12 protein-coding genes are annotated in these 13,724 nt (G+C 68.7%); 2 read left to right on the forward strand and 10 right to left on the reverse strand.

From position 1 onward, the window contains the following. Positions 1–45: 45 nt before the first annotated feature. The 9 genes from pssA to OKJ99_RS35465 all read right to left on the reverse strand — a co-directional run bounded on the left by pssA (position 46) and on the right by OKJ99_RS35465 (position 10,996). Entirely contained in the window at positions 46–828 is a 783-nt protein-coding gene (pssA, locus tag OKJ99_RS35425; protein WP_326022429.1) for a CDP-diacylglycerol--serine O-phosphatidyltransferase, read from the reverse strand. A 52-nt stretch (positions 829–880) separates the two neighbouring features. Continuing rightward, a complete protein-coding gene (locus OKJ99_RS35430) occupies positions 881–1,537 on the reverse strand; it encodes a phosphatidylserine decarboxylase (protein ID WP_326022376.1) in 657 nt (218 codons plus the stop codon). 194 nt (positions 1,538–1,731) lie between these two features. Continuing rightward, positions 1,732–2,937: an acyl-CoA dehydrogenase family protein gene (locus OKJ99_RS35435; RefSeq protein ID WP_326022378.1), complete on the reverse strand. Its 1,206-nt coding sequence runs from the start codon at positions 2,935–2,937 to the stop codon at positions 1,732–1,734. 2 nt (positions 2,938–2,939) lie between these two features. Continuing rightward, complete coding sequence (locus tag OKJ99_RS35440) at positions 2,940–3,449, reverse strand: MaoC family dehydratase (RefSeq protein ID WP_326022379.1); 510 nt, start codon at positions 3,447–3,449, stop codon at positions 2,940–2,942. Between the two features lie 7 nt (positions 3,450–3,456). After that, the gene (locus OKJ99_RS35445; RefSeq protein WP_326022380.1) at positions 3,457–4,419 is read right to left on the reverse strand and encodes an HpcH/HpaI aldolase/citrate lyase family protein; all 963 of its coding nucleotides are present in this window, start codon (positions 4,417–4,419) and stop codon (positions 3,457–3,459) included. Further along, positions 4,416–6,464: a protein meaA gene (locus OKJ99_RS35450; protein WP_326022381.1), complete on the reverse strand. Its 2,049-nt coding sequence runs from the start codon at positions 6,462–6,464 to the stop codon at positions 4,416–4,418. Before OKJ99_RS35450 ends, OKJ99_RS35445 begins: the two co-directional genes overlap by 4 nt. A gap of 22 nt (positions 6,465–6,486) precedes the next feature. Next, on the reverse strand, positions 6,487–7,824 hold the full coding sequence (ccrA, locus tag OKJ99_RS35455; protein ID WP_326022382.1) for a crotonyl-CoA carboxylase/reductase: 1,338 nt from the start codon (positions 7,822–7,824) through the stop codon (positions 6,487–6,489). A gap of 471 nt (positions 7,825–8,295) precedes the next feature. Continuing rightward, positions 8,296–9,102: a TetR family transcriptional regulator gene (locus tag OKJ99_RS35460; protein ID WP_326022383.1), complete on the reverse strand. Its 807-nt coding sequence runs from the start codon at positions 9,100–9,102 to the stop codon at positions 8,296–8,298. 103 nt (positions 9,103–9,205) lie between these two features. Then, a complete protein-coding gene (locus OKJ99_RS35465) occupies positions 9,206–10,996 on the reverse strand; it encodes a 3-hydroxyacyl-CoA dehydrogenase family protein (RefSeq protein ID WP_326022385.1) in 1,791 nt (596 codons plus the stop codon). Between the two features lie 349 nt (positions 10,997–11,345). Between OKJ99_RS35465 and OKJ99_RS35470 the strand changes: the two genes are divergently transcribed. Beyond that, positions 11,346–11,918: a HEAT repeat domain-containing protein gene (locus tag OKJ99_RS35470; RefSeq protein ID WP_326022386.1), complete on the forward strand. Its 573-nt coding sequence runs from the start codon at positions 11,346–11,348 to the stop codon at positions 11,916–11,918. Between the two features lie 59 nt (positions 11,919–11,977). Here the strand turns inward: OKJ99_RS35470 and OKJ99_RS35475 are convergent, their stop codons facing one another. Then, positions 11,978–13,015: an Rv2578c family radical SAM protein gene (locus tag OKJ99_RS35475; protein ID WP_326022387.1), complete on the reverse strand. Its 1,038-nt coding sequence runs from the start codon at positions 13,013–13,015 to the stop codon at positions 11,978–11,980. Between the two features lie 210 nt (positions 13,016–13,225). Between OKJ99_RS35475 and OKJ99_RS35480 the strand changes: the two genes are divergently transcribed. After that, positions 13,226–13,669, forward strand: coding sequence for an SRPBCC family protein (locus OKJ99_RS35480; protein WP_326022388.1), 444 nt, complete (start codon positions 13,226–13,228; stop codon positions 13,667–13,669). Positions 13,670–13,724: the final 55 nt, after the last annotated feature.

Here is a 13,724-nt window from a genome sequence, read left to right on the forward strand (position 1 = left end):
CCCGAGCCAAGAGGCTCGGGCCCACCACCCACACGTTCCGCCGGGCTACGGCAGCTGCGCTGCCCGCGCCTCACGCCGATTACCACGGAAATTGTTCACGCGGCGGGCCGTCGCGAAGAGCGGGATCACGGCGCCGAGAACGACCTGCAGCGTGCAGCCCGTCGCGAGCAGCAGCTGCCCGCCGGGCGCGTCGAACGCCCACGCCGCCAGGAGCCCCATGCTCGCCACGATCCACCCCAGCATCGCCACGGCGAGCCGCCCCCGCGGCTTCGGGTACTCGACACGGCTGACCATGAGCCACGCCGTACCGATGATCGCGAGGAGCGTCGCCACGAAGGGCAGCTCGAGCAGCACGATCGAGACGACGGTCAGCGCGCCGAACGGCGACGGCATCCCCTGGAACGTGCCGTCCTTCACGGTCACGCACGAGAACCGCGCAAGCCGCAGCACCACCGCCAGCAACACCACGATGGCGCCCACCGCCGCGACTCTCTGGTGCGCGTCGTCGGCGACCATCCCGTACACGAGGACGAAGTACGCCGGGGCAAGCCCGAAGCTGATCAGGTCCGACAGGTTGTCCAGCTCCGCGCCCATCGGCGAGGATCGCAGCTTGCGCGCCACGAGACCGTCGAACAGGTCGAAGATCGCGGCGGCGAGCATCAGGATCACGGCGGTCGCGGCGGAGTGCCGCGCCATGCCGGAGTCCGAGCTGCCCTGGATGTGCGGGATCAGGATCCCGGTCGTCGTGAAGTAGACGGCCATGAAGCCGCACGTGGCGTTGCCCAGCGTGAGGGTGTCCGCTATCGACAGGCGAAGCGACAGCGGCATTTCTTCCGCGTCGTCCGCCAGGTCGTCATCGGCCCAGGCCGGAGTCTCATGATCAGTCACGGTCAATTCGGGTCACCCCAGCCACCGTCTTCTGGCCGACCTCGACGTCGGCCTCGACGCCCTCAGGGAGGTAGATGTCGACACGCGAACCGAAGCGGATCAGGCCGATCCGCTCGCCCTGCTCGACCTTCGTGCCCTGGGGGATGTAGGGCACGATGCGGCGGGCGACGGCGCCGGCGATCTGGACCATCTCGATGTCACCGAGCTCGGTGTCGAAGTGCCAGACGACGCGCTCGTTGTTCTCGCTCTCCTTGTTGAACGCCGGAACGAAACCGCCGGGGATGTGCTCGACGGAGGACACGGTGCCCGCGAGGGGAGCGCGGTTCACGTGCACGTTCAGCGGGCTCATGAAGATCGCGACGCGGGTGCGCCCGTCCTTCCACGGCATGATGCTCTGCACCACGCCGTCGGCCGGGGAGATGACCCGGCCCTCGGCGATCTCGCGCTCGGGGTCGCGGAAGAACCACAGCATGCCGGCCGCCAGAGCGGTGGTCGGGACGGCGAGTGCTGCTGCCTTCTTGGAGCGACGCGAGCGCGCCAGGCTGAGGGCAGCCGTGGCGACGGTCGGGAGAAGCCACGGCGAGGCTCCGCGCGCAAGACGTCCCTTGAGGACGCCGTCGCGTGGTGCAGAGATTTGGCTGTGGGGCATGGATGACCTTCGTAGCGGATGAGGCCGCGCAGTTTACGGGGGGACGGCGGCTTTTCCGGGGATGCTATCGGTTGCGAGCCACAACTGGGCAAGCCAGGAAGCCACATCGGACGGCAGGCATCCCCCGGAGCACGCCTACGGGGTGTGATCTTCTTCGCGAAGAAACACCCCGTAAACGGACATCTGGCCCAGGATCAGCCTTGGGATCGATACTCCTCGAGGAGTCGACGACCAATGATCATTTTCTGGATCTCGGCGGTACCTTCGCCGATCAACAGCATCGGGGCCTCGCGGTAGAGGCGCTCGATCTCGTACTCCTTGGAGAAGCCGTAGCCGCCATGGATCCGGAACGCGTCCTCGACGACTTCTTTGCAGTATTCGGAGGCCAGGTACTTGGCCATCCCTGCTTCGAGGTCGTTACGTTCCCCTGAGTCCTTTTTGCGTGCTGCATTGACCATCATCGCATGAGCGGCCTCGACCTTGGTGGCCATCTCGGCCAACTTGAACTGGATCGCCTGGTGCTGCGCGATGGGCTTTCCGAATGTGTGCCGTTGCTGCGCGTAATCGACACCCAGCTCAAATGCACGCTGTGCGACGCCGCAGCCACGCGCCGCGACATTCACGCGCCCGACCTCCACGCCGTCCATCATCTGGTAAAAGCCCCGGCCGGTCTCCCCGCCCAGTACGCGATTGGCCGGAATGCGCAGGTCATCCATGATGAGTTCGGTCGTGTCGACGCCCTTGTAACCCATCTTGTCGATCTTTCCGGGGATGGTCAGGCCCGGACGGACCTCGCCGAAACCGGGTTCCTTCTCCACGAGGAACGTCGTCATCGACTTGTGCGGCGCGGAGCCCTCCGGGTGACCTTCATCACTTCGCGTGAGAACAGCCACAAGCGTTGACGAACCGCCGTTCGTCAGCCACATCTTCTGGCCGTTCAGAAGGTAACTGTCGCCGTCCTTAACCGCCTTTGACGTGATGGCCGACACGTCGGAGCCAAGTCCCGGTTCGGACATGGAGAATGCGCCGCGCACCTCGCCGAGCGCCATGCGGGGCAGGAAGTGATCCTTCTGTTCCTGCGTCCCGTGCTGCTTGAGCATGTAGGCGACGATGAAGTGGGTGTTGATGATGCCGGAGACCGACATCCAGCCGCGCGCTATCTCCTCCACGCACAGCGCATAGGTGAGCAGTGACTCGCCCAGACCCCCGTACTCCTCGGGAATCATCAGCCCGAACAGGCCCAACTCCTTGAGCCCGTCGACGATCTGTTGCGGGTACTCGTCGCGGTGTTCGAGTTCGGTCGCGACCGGGAGGATCTCTTTGTCGACGAAGTCCCTGACCGTGGAGAGGATTTCCCGCTGCACATCGGTCAGGCCGTGGGTCTGGGCGAGTCGGCTCATGGTTACTTGCTCTCCCGAAGTTCCGGGCGGCCGGGCTGTTCGCCGCCGCGCTCCTTGATGTACGTCTCGGTGGGCACCATCACCTTGCGGCGGAAGACGCAGACGAGCGTGCCGTCCTGCTTGTAGCCCTTGGTCTCCACATAGACGATGCCCCGGTCCGATTTCGACTTGGACGGAGTCTTGTCCAGGACGGTCGTCTCGCCGTAGAGGGTGTCGCCGTGGAAGGTCGGAGCCACGTGCTTGAGCGACTCGATCTCCAGATTGGCGATCGCCTTGCCCGACACGTCCGGCACGGACATCCCGAGGAGGAGCGAGTAGATGTAGTTCCCGACGACGACGTTCTTGCCGAAGTCCGTCGTCTTCTCCGCATAGTTCGAGTCCATGTGGAGCGGGTGGTGGTTCATTGTCAGGAGACAGAAGAGATGGTCGTCGTACTCGGTGACCGTCTTTCCGGGCCAGTGCTTGTAGACGTCCCCGACGGTGAACTCTTCGTAAGTGCGGCCGAACTGCATGGTGTCGTCACGCCTCCGGGATCTCGAACTTGGACGTGCGCCGCATGCCGGCCGCACGTCCCTTCCCGGAAATGACGAGCGCCATCTTCCGGCTGGCCTCGTCGATCATCTCGTCGCCGAGCATCGCCGAGCCCTTCTTGCCGCCGGCCTCGGACGTGCAGTAGTCGTACGCGTCCAGGATCAGCTCGGCGTGGTCGTAGTCCTCCTGGGAGGGCGAGAAGACCTCGTTGGCGGCCTCGACCTGGCCGGGGTGCAGGACCCACTTGCCGTCGAAGCCGAGCGCCGCGGCGCGGCCCGCGACCTCGCGGAAGCCGTCGACGTTCTTGATCTGGAGGTACGGGCCGTCGATCGCCTGGAGGTCGTTGGCGCGGGCCGCCATCAGGATCTTCATGAGGATGTAGTGGTACGCGTCGGCGCCGTAGCCGGGCGGCTGCTCGCCGACGACCAGGGACTTCATGTTGATGGAGGCCATGAAGTCGGCCGGGCCGAAGATGATGGTCTCGGTGCGCGGCGAGGCCTCGGCGATCGCGTTCACGTTGTTGAGGCCCTGCGCGTTCTCGATCTGCGCCTCGATGCCGATCTTGCCGACCTCGAAGCCCATCGTCTTCTCGATCTGCGTGAGCAGCAGGTCGAGCGCGACGACCTGCTCGGCGCTCTGCACCTTCGGCAGCATGATGCAGTCGAGGTTCTGGCCCGCGCCCTCGACGACGGTCACGACGTCCCGGTACGTCCACTCGGTCGTCCAGTCGTTGACCCGCACGACGCGCGTCTTGCCCGTCCAGTCGCCCTCGTTGAGGAACTTGACGATGGTGTGCCGCGCCTCGGGCTTGGCGAGCGGGGCGCAGGCGTCCTCCAGGTCGAGGAAGACCTGGTCGGCGTCGAGGCCCTGGGCCTTCTCCAGGAAGCGCGGGTTGCTGCCGGGTACGGCGAGACACGAGCGGCGCGGGCGAAGGCGGTTGACCTGGGTCATGCGGGGACCTCCAGTGGGTCGAGGTGGTTCGCTGTGCGGATCTCGTCGACGATACGGCCGATGATCTCCGTGATGCCGAAGTCCTTGGGGGTGAAGACGGCGGCCACACCCGCCCGCTTCAGGTCCTCGGCGTCGGCGTTGGGGATGATGCCGCCGACGATCACGGGGATGTCGGTGGCGCCCGCCTCACGCAGGCGGGCGAGCACGTCGGGCACCAGCTCGGCGTGCGATCCGGACAGGATCGACAGGCCGACACAGTGCACGTCCTCGGCGAGAGCCGCGGACACGATCTGTTCGGGCGTGAGCCGGATGCCCTGGTAGACCACCTCGAACCCGGCGTCGCGGGCCCGTACGGCGATCTGCTCGGCGCCGTTGGAGTGCCCGTCCAGGCCCGGCTTGCCGACCAGGAGGCGGAGCTTGCCGCCCAGTTCGTCACCGGTGCGGCGGACCTTCTCGCGGACCTCGGCGAGCGGCGTGCCCTCCTCGGCGGTGACCGCGACCGGCGCCGACGAGACGCCGGTGGGGGCGCGGAACTCGCCGAACACCTCGCGCAGGGCCGCCGCCCACTCGCCGGTCGTGACCCCGGCGCGGGCGCATTCGAGGGTGGCCTCCATGAGGTTCTCCGTACCCTCCGCGGCCTCCTTGAGGCGGTCGAGCGCCTGCCCGGTGGTCGGGTAGTGGAACGGATCGCCCATGCCCTGCCGGTCGGAGGACTCCTCACGCGTCGTACGCCAGTCACCGATGGCGCGGACGACCTTTGCCTCGACGTCGTGGTCCACCGTCATGATCGCGGTGTCCAGGTCGGCGGTGAGCGGGTTCGGCTCGGTCGATTCGTAGACGTTCACGCCGACGATCTTCTCCTCGCCGGCCTCGATCTTCGCGCGGCGCTCCGCGTGCGAGGAGACGAGCTGGGACTTGAGGTAGCCCGACTCGACGGCGGCCAGCGCGCCGCCCATCTCCTGGATCCGCTCGATCTCGGCGAAGGAGTCGGTGACGAGCTCGTCGACCTTCTTCTCGATGACGTGCGAGCCCGCGAAGATGTCCTCGTACTCCAACAGGTCGCTCTCGTGGGCGAGGACCTGCTGGATGCGCAGGGACCACTGCTGGTCCCAGGGGCGCGGGAGCCCCAACGCCTCGTTCCAGGCGGGGAGTTGGACGGCGCGGGCGCGGGCGTCCTTGCTGAGCGTCACGGCCAGCATTTCGAGCACGATCCGCTGGACGTTGTTCTCGGGCTGGGCCTCGGTCAGGCCGAGCGAGTTGACCTGCACCCCGTACCGGAAGCGGCGCTGCTTCGCGTTCTCGATGCCGTACCGCTCGCGCGTGATCTGGTCCCAGATCCGCCCGAACGCCCGCATCTTGCACATCTCCTCGATGAACCGGACTCCCGCGTTCACGAAGAAGGAGATGCGGGCCACGACGTCCCCGAACTTCTCCTCGGGGACCTGCCCTGAGTCGCGTACGGCATCGAGAACAGCGATGGCGGTGGACATCGCGTAGGCGATCTCCTGGACCGGAGTGGCCCCCGCCTCCTGGAGGTGGTAGCTGCAGATGTTGATCGGGTTCCACTTGGGCATGTTCGCCACGGTGTACGCGATCATGTCGGTGGTCAGGCGGAGCGAGGGCCCCGGCGGGAACACGTGGGTGCCCCGCGACAGGTACTCCTTGACGATGTCGTTCTGCGTCGTGCCCTGGAGCGCGGCGAGATCCGCGCCCTGCTCCTCCGCGACGACCTGGTAGAGCGCCAGGGTCCACATGGCGGTGGCGTTGATGGTCATCGAGGTGTTCATCTGCTCCAGGGGGATGTCCTGGAACAGCCGCCGCATGTCGCCGAGATGGGACACCGGGACGCCGACGCGGCCGACCTCACCCCGCGCGAGGATGTGGTCGGGGTCGTACCCGGTCTGGGTCGGCAGGTCGAAGGCGACCGACAGACCCGTCTGCCCCTTGGCGAGGTTGCGCCGGTACAGCTCGTTGGACGCCTCGGCCGTGGAGTGTCCGGCGTACGTGCGCATCAGCCACGGCCGGTCCTTCTGGCGCTCAGTCATCTGCTGGCTCTCCTACGGGAGTTCAGACGTTCCGGAACCGGTTGATGGCGTCGATGTGCTGCGCCCGCTTCTCGTGGTCGCGCACGCCGAGGCCCTCCTCGGGAGCGAGCGCGAGGACGCCGACCTTGCCCTGGTGGAGGTTGCGGTGCACGTCGTAGGCGGCCTGCCCGGTGTCCTCGAGCGAGTAGACCTTCGAGAGCGTCGGGTGGATCTTGCCCTTGGAGATCAGGCGGTTCGCCTCCCACGCCTCGCGGTAGTTGGCGAAGTGCGAGCCGATGATGCGCTTCAGCGACATCCACAGGTAGCGGTTGTCGTACTCGTGGTTGTAGCCCGACGTCGAGGCACAGGTGACGATGGTGCCGCCCTTGCGCGTGACGTAGACGGAGGCGCCGAAGGTCTCGCGGCCGGGGTGCTCGAAGACGATGTCGACGTCCTCGCCGCCGGTGAGTTCACGGATCCGCTTGCCGAACCGCTTCCACTCGCGCGGGTCCTGGTTGTGCTCGTCCTTCCAGAACTTGTAGCCCTCGGCGTTGCGGTCGATGACCGCCTCGGCGCCCATGGCCCGGCAGATGTCCGCCTTCTCGGGGGACGAGACGACACAGATGGGGTTGGCGCCGCCGGCCAGCGCGAACTGCGTGGCGTACGAGCCGAGTCCGCCAGAGGCGCCCCAGATGAGGACGTTGTCGCCCTGCTTCATGCCGGCGCCGTTACGGGACACCAGCTGCCGGTAGGCGGTGGAGTTCACGAGGCCGGGTGCGGCGGCCTCCTCCCAGCTGAGGTGGTCCGGCTTCGGCATCAGCTGGTTGGACTTCACCAGTGCGACCTCGGCCAGGCCGCCGAAGTTGGTCTCGAAGCCCCAGATGCGCTGCTCGGGGTCGAGCATCGTGTCGTTGTGGCCGTCGCTCGACTCCAGCTCGACGGAGAGGCAGTGCGCGACGACCTCGTCGCCCGGGTGCCAGGCGTTGACGCCCGGTCCGGTGCGCAGCACGACGCCCGCGAGGTCGGAGCCGATGACGTGGTACGGCAGGTCGTGGCGCTTGGTGAGCTCGCTCAGCCGGCCGTACCGCTCCAGGAAGCTGAAGGTGGACACCGGCTCGAAGATCGAGGTCCACACGGAGTTGTAGTTGACCGAGGAGGCCATCACGGCCACCAGGGCCTCGCCCGGGCCGAGTTCGGGCACGGGCACGTCGTCCAGGTGGATGGACTTGCGCGGGTCCTTCTCGCGGGTGTCGAGCCCGGCGAACATCTCCGCCTCGTCCTTGTGCACGGTGATCGCGCGGTACGAGTCGGGGAGCGGCATGGCGGCGAAGTCGGCAGACGTGGCGGTCTGCGACTGAATCGCGTCCAGGATGTCCTTCACGGTGGTGCCTCCGGCGTTTCGCGTTTGAGGGGAACGCTGAGTCGGGATGTGGCTGCTGGGTTTTTTCAGAAGTGCCGTCGGTTCGGCGGGGGTGGTGCTGTGGCAGCGCTTGGTGTGGCGCGGAAGGTTGCCTGTGACGCAGGCGTCCGGGCGCGCGAATCACGGTCGTACGTGCCTCGCGGGGACAGCCTTCGCACGGAAGTTTTCTGTGCGCCGGCCGCCCGGACACCTTCAACGTATGGCACAGCGTGACAACGCACAAGGCACTGCGTGCCATTGATTTCGCTCAAGTGAATTTTCTGCCGTTCAAGTGAGCGATGATCGATCAGGCGAGGTCAGGGGCGGGTTCCCGGGCGCTGAAGGGATCGATGATCGATCACTCCGGCCGGTGGCGGTGTGGAAGGGGTACGCAAAAGGCGCCCCACCTGGCACTGCGTGCCAGGTGGGGCGCCTTGGAGGTGGTCGGTCCCGCTACCGGTTCCTGAGCGCCTCTTCGATCGTGCGCATGACCTCCGGAAGCGGCGCGTCCGTGCGGGCCACCGTCACCAGGACCTCGCCGTTCCGCGAGACCTGCGCGGGCGCCGAGGGCGCGGCCGGGGTGCGGCCCGCGCCGATGCCGGTGCCGAACGTGCGGCGCACGATGGCGAAGGCGTGGTCGAGGTGGGTCTCGACGTCGCCCTGGCCGCCGGCCCGCAGCCAGCGGCGCAGCACGTGGTTGTGGGCCGTGACGACGGCGGAGGCGGCCACCTCGGCGAGCAACGGGTCGTCGTTGCCGTCGTGGTGGGCCTGCTCGTCGAAGTGGCCCAGGAGATAGCGCGTGAACAGCCGCTCGTAGCGGGCCACCGAGGCGATCTCGCGCTCGCGCAGCGTCGGTACCTTGCGCGTGAGCCGGTAGCGCTCCACGGACACCGCGGGCTGCGCGGCGTACATCTTCATGACTTCCTTGATGCCCCGGCACACCGTGTCCAGCGGGTGCTCCAGGGGCGGCGCCGCGTTCAGGACGGCCTCCGCGCGCACCAGGGTGTCGTCGTGGTCCGGGAAGATCGCCTCTTCCTTGGAGCGGAAGTGGCGGAAGAACGTGCGCCGGGCGACCCCGGCGGTCGCGGCGATCTCGTCGACCGTCGTCGCCTCGTACCCCTTCGTGGCGAAGAGTTCCATCGCCGCCGCCGCGAGCTCGCGGCGCATCTTGAGCCGCTGGGCGGCGGCGCGGTTGCCCGCGGCGCTCTCCGGGGCGTCGGGCGTGACGGAGGTGCGAGAGGACTGGTCGGCCTTGGACATGACCCGAACGTACTGCATGTACGTGCCCGGCGGTGCCCCGGTCAGCGGGCCGCCCGGCTCCCCGAGCAGCCCGCCCCAACCGGATTCGCCCTCCCCGGTCGAATCAGCGCTTGGCATATTCGCGGAAACCACGGCCCGTCTTGCGGCCGAGGCAGCCCGCGGCCACCAGGTGCTCCAGGAGCGGGGCGGGCGCGAGGCCCGGATCGCGGAATTCGCGGTGCAGCACGCGCTCGATGGCGAGCGAGACGTCCAGGCCGACCACGTCGAGCAGTTCGAACGGGCCCATCGGGTAGCCGCCGCCGAGCTTCATCGCGGCGTCGATGTCGTCGAGGGTGGCGTAGTGCTCCTGGACCATCTTGATCGCGTTGTTCAGGTACGGGAAGAGCAGCGCGTTCACGATGAACCCGGCCCGGTCCCCGCAGTCCACCGGGTGCTTGCGGATCTTCTGCGTCAGCTCGCGGACGGTGGCGTGCACCTCGTCGGAGGTGAGCACCGTGCGCACGACCTCGACCAGCTTCATGGCCGGCGCCGGGTTGAAGAAGTGCATGCCGATGACGTCCTGCGGGCGCGAGGTGGCGCGGGCGCAGGCGACGACGGGCAGCGAGGAGGTCGTGGTCGCGAGGATCGCGCCGGGCTTGCAGACCTTGTCGAACGTCGCGAACAGCTGCCGCTTGACGTCGAGGTCCTCGGCGACGGCCTCCAGGGCCAGGTCGACCTCGGCGAACGCGTCGTAGGAACCGGCGAGGGAGATCCGCGCGAGCGTCTCCTCGGCGTTCTCCGCGGTCATCCGGCCCTTGTCGACGGAGCGCCGAAGCGACTTGGCGATACGGGACTTGGCCTTCTCCGCCTTCTCCTCGCTGCGGGCCGCGAGCACCACGCCGTACCCGGCCTTCGCGAACACCTCGGCGATCCCGGAGGCCATCGTCCCCGAGCCCGCGACGCCGACGGAGCGGACGGTGCGGGAGGGGCCGGTGAGCGCGTCGCTGAGCGGCGTCAGCGCGTCGCGCACCACGACGGAGCTGCCCGGCGCCTCGTACGTGTAGAAGCCGCGGCCGGACTTGCGCCCGGTCAGACCCGCCTCGCTGAGCTGCTTGAGGATCGGGGCGGGGGCGTGCAGCCGGTCGTGCGACTCGGAGTACATGGCGTCGAGGACGGTACGGGCCGTGTCGACGCCGATCAGGTCGAGCAGTGCCAGCGGGCCCATCGGAAGACCGCAGCCCAGCTTCATCGCGGCGTCGATGTCCTCGCGCGAGGCGTACTTGGCCTCGTACATGGCGGCGGCCTGGTTGAGGTAGCCGAAGAGCAGGCCGTCGGCCACGAAGCCGGGCCGGTCGCCGACCGCCACCGGGTCCTTGCCCAGCTCGATGGCGAGATCGGTGACCGTGGCGACGGCGGCCGGCGCGGTGAGCACGCTGGAGACCACCTCGACGAGCTTCATGGCCGGCGCCGGATTGAAGAAGTGCAGGCCGAGGACGCGCTCGGGCCGTGCCGAATCGGCGGCGAGCCGGGTCACCGAGAGTGCGTTGGTGCCCGTCGCGAGGATGGTGTCGGGGCGCACGACGCCGTCGAGCTCGCGGAAGACCTGCTGCTTGATCTCGTACGACTCCGGGACGACCTCGATCACCAGGTCGGCCTCGGCCGCGGCCTGCAGGTCCGTGAACGTACGGAAGCGGGCGAGCAGCTCCACGCGCTGCTGCTCGGTGAGGTGCTCGCGGCGCACCGCACGCGCCGTCGAGGCCTCCAGGGACGCCACGGCCTGGGCGGTGGCGGACTCGCTGATGTCGATGCCGACGACCTCGCGCCCGGCACGGGCCAGGACCTCGGCGATGCCGGTGCCCATCGTGCCGAGGCCGACGACGGCCACAGTTGAGATACGGGACAGGGGAGCGTCCATCTGGGAACTCCAGAGAATGAGGGGTGACGACTGCTGCGACTGATCCGCCGCACGCACGCGAGCCGACAGGCGCGGACTGCGCGCGGGTCGCCAACAGGCGTGAGTAGTGCGGGAGTTGAATCGAACCGGCGGCCCTGTCCCGGGGCCGAGCCGTACTGCGGTACACACGGGTACCGAACCGACTGACAATCACGACGGCTGCGTCACCAGGCCGTCGCGAGCAGTGCTGCGGGAAGTATGCCCCGCTCACCTGAGCTTAACCAGCGAGTAACGAGCGCGCCAGCCCTCGCCGTTGAAAGGTCGCTGTGATCTACGTCGCCGCAGGCCGTGCGCGTCTACCCTCGACGTCATGGACGAAGAGTCGCGAACGGTAACGGAACGCATCCGGAAGGAATCCGGTGGAACGCCCGCGTTCGAGCAGTTGGCCACCTCCCACGACAGGGATGAGCTGGCGGCGGTGCTCACCGCGCCGCAGCAGCCGCTGTGGGCGCGGGAACTGGCGGCGTACCGGCTCGGTATGGCGGGCGACGGCCGCGCCTTCGAATCCCTCGTCCTGCTGCTCAACCACCGTGACCCGCAGCGCTGCGCCGCGGCCGCGCAGGCGCTGGCCGCGCTCGGCGACCCGCGCACCGCGCGGGCGGCCGCGGCCCTCGCGACGAACGAGCTCCGTGTTGCCTACGCCCTGTACCCCGTCCGCCTCCTCACCCAGCTCCGCGCCCCGGAGTCGGCCCCGGCCCTCATCGCTACGCTCCGTCGCCGCCTCGTCCCGCACGACCCGTACCGGAAGGTGGCGCTGGCCTGTGTGGAGGGCCTGGGCAGCCTCGCCGACCCGCGGGCCCGCGACGTACTGAAGGAGGCGGCCACGCACCAGCGCCTCGCGATGGCGGCGGAGGCGGCGCTGGCGCGGCTGCCGCAGGGGTGAAGGCTGCGGGGTGAGGCGGCGGGTCCACGCCCGACGACCGGCCCCGGCCCCTGGGGTGGTCACAGCAAGGTGAGTTGGGTCGGGCTCTCGGGGGCCGTGGTCTCCTCGCGGGCGGGGGCGCGGCGGGGCGTGGCCGCCCGGGACGGGCCGATGCCGAACTCCTCGGCCAGCTCGTGGACCTGGCGGGTCACGCGGCGCTGGTACCACTTCGGGGCGTAGGCGCCCTCCGCGTACAGCCGTTCGTAGCGGCGCACCAGGTGCGGGTGGTGTTGCGCCAGCCACCCCATGAACCACTCGCGGGCGCCGGGGCGCAGATGCAGGACCAGCGGGGTCACGGACGTCGCGCCCGCCCGGGCGATGGCGCGGACCGTCGCCCGCAGCTGGTCGGGGTGGTCGCCCAGGAAGGGGATCACCGGCGCCATCAGGACCCCGCAGTCGATGCCCGCCTCGGCGAGGGCGCGTACGACGTCGAGACGGCGCTCGGGCGCGGGCGTGCCGGGCTCTACGGTGCGCCACAGCTCCGGGTCCACGAAGCCGACCGAGACCGAGATCCCGACCTCCGTCACCTCGGCCGCCTGGCGAAGGAGCGGCAGGTCGCGCAGGATCAGCGTGCCCTTCGTCAGGATCGAGAACGGGTTCGCGTAGTCGCGCAGCGCCTCGATGATGCCGGGCATCAACTGGTAGCGGCCCTCGGCCCGTTGGTAGCAGTCGACGTTCGTGCCCATCGCGATGTGCTCGCCGTGCCAGCGGCGCGAGGCGAGGTGGTGGCGCAGCAGCTGCGGCGCGTTCATCTTCACCACGATCTGGCTGTCGAAGCCGAGCCCGGTGTCGAGGTCCAGATAGCGGTGGGTGTTGCGGGCGAAGCAGTAGACGCACGCGTGAGTGCAGCCCCTATACGGGTTGACGGTCCACTCGAACGGCATCCGGGACGCCCCCGGCACCCGGTTCACGATCGACCGGGCCCTGATCTCGTGGAACGTCACCCCGCGGAACTCCGGGGTGTCGAACGTGCGGCTCACCACCGCGTCCGCGCCGAACAGCGCGGCGTCCCGGGTCCGCCCGTGATCGGGCTCGTCCGTGAGGTTCTCCCAGCGCATGACGCCTCCTCGGTAGCACTGACCACAGAATAGAACACATGTTCCCTTGATCGTGCGAACCCGGTGGAACCCCGTGCGAACGGCCCGCGGCCCCGGTCCGATGCGGGGCGGGCCCCGATTTGGGTGCCCGGTACGGGGAGTGGTTGTCTTGACACCGCTCATGGGCCGGTCCAGGCGGCCCCTGAAGAACCAATTGCTGGAGGAAGTGCCATGGCGCAGGTCGAGGCCACCACGGAACGTGTCGTCGCCGCCAAGCCGGACGACGTCTTCGACGCCCTCGCCGACTACAGCGGCACGCGCGCGAAGATGCTGCCCGAGCACTTCAGCGAGTACGAGGTGCGCGAGGGCGGCGACGGCGAGGGCACGGTCGTGCACTGGAAGCTCCAGGCCACCAGCAAGCGCGTGCGCGACTGCCTGCTCGACGTGACCGAGCCGACCGAGGGCGAGCTCGTCGAGAAGGACCGCAACTCCTCGATGGTCACGACGTGGCGCGTCACGCCGGCCGGCGACGGACAGTCCCGCGTCGTCATCACGAGCGTGTGGAACGGCGCGGGCGGCATCGGCGGCTTCTTCGAGAAGACCTTCGCCCCCAAGGGCCTCGGCCGCATCTACGACGCCGTGCTCGAGGGGCTCGCGACCGAAGTCGAGAAGTGACCCCCGCGCGCGGGCAGTTGTGACCCCCGCGCACTGATCTGCCGCTCACCGTTTC

Source organism: Streptomyces endophyticus, from assembly GCF_035798155.1.
Lineage (GTDB): Bacteria > Actinomycetota > Actinomycetes > Streptomycetales > Streptomycetaceae > Streptomyces > Streptomyces endophyticus.

Bases quoted from the DNA above. Each gene is read 5' to 3' on its own strand.
- pssA (WP_326022429.1), bottom strand. From the start codon at position 828: ATGCCGCTGTCGCTTCGCCTGTCGATAGCGGACACCCTCACGCTGGGC.
- OKJ99_RS35430 (WP_326022376.1), bottom strand. From the start codon at position 1,537: ATGCCCCACAGCCAAATCTCTGCACCACGCGACGGCGTCCTCAAGGGA.
- OKJ99_RS35435 (WP_326022378.1), bottom strand. From the start codon at position 2,937: ATGAGCCGACTCGCCCAGACCCACGGCCTGACCGATGTGCAGCGGGAA.
- OKJ99_RS35440 (WP_326022379.1), bottom strand. From the start codon at position 3,449: ATGCAGTTCGGCCGCACTTACGAAGAGTTCACCGTCGGGGACGTCTAC.
- OKJ99_RS35445 (WP_326022380.1), bottom strand. From the start codon at position 4,419: ATGACCCAGGTCAACCGCCTTCGCCCGCGCCGCTCGTGTCTCGCCGTA.
- OKJ99_RS35450 (WP_326022381.1), bottom strand. From the start codon at position 6,464: ATGACTGAGCGCCAGAAGGACCGGCCGTGGCTGATGCGCACGTACGCC.
- OKJ99_RS35460 (WP_326022383.1), bottom strand. From the start codon at position 9,102: ATGTCCAAGGCCGACCAGTCCTCTCGCACCTCCGTCACGCCCGACGCC.
- OKJ99_RS35465 (WP_326022385.1), bottom strand. From the start codon at position 10,996: ATGGACGCTCCCCTGTCCCGTATCTCAACTGTGGCCGTCGTCGGCCTC.
- OKJ99_RS35470 (WP_326022386.1), top strand. From the start codon at position 11,346: ATGGACGAAGAGTCGCGAACGGTAACGGAACGCATCCGGAAGGAATCC.
- OKJ99_RS35475 (WP_326022387.1), bottom strand. From the start codon at position 13,015: ATGCGCTGGGAGAACCTCACGGACGAGCCCGATCACGGGCGGACCCGG.
- OKJ99_RS35480 (WP_326022388.1), top strand. From the start codon at position 13,226: ATGGCGCAGGTCGAGGCCACCACGGAACGTGTCGTCGCCGCCAAGCCG.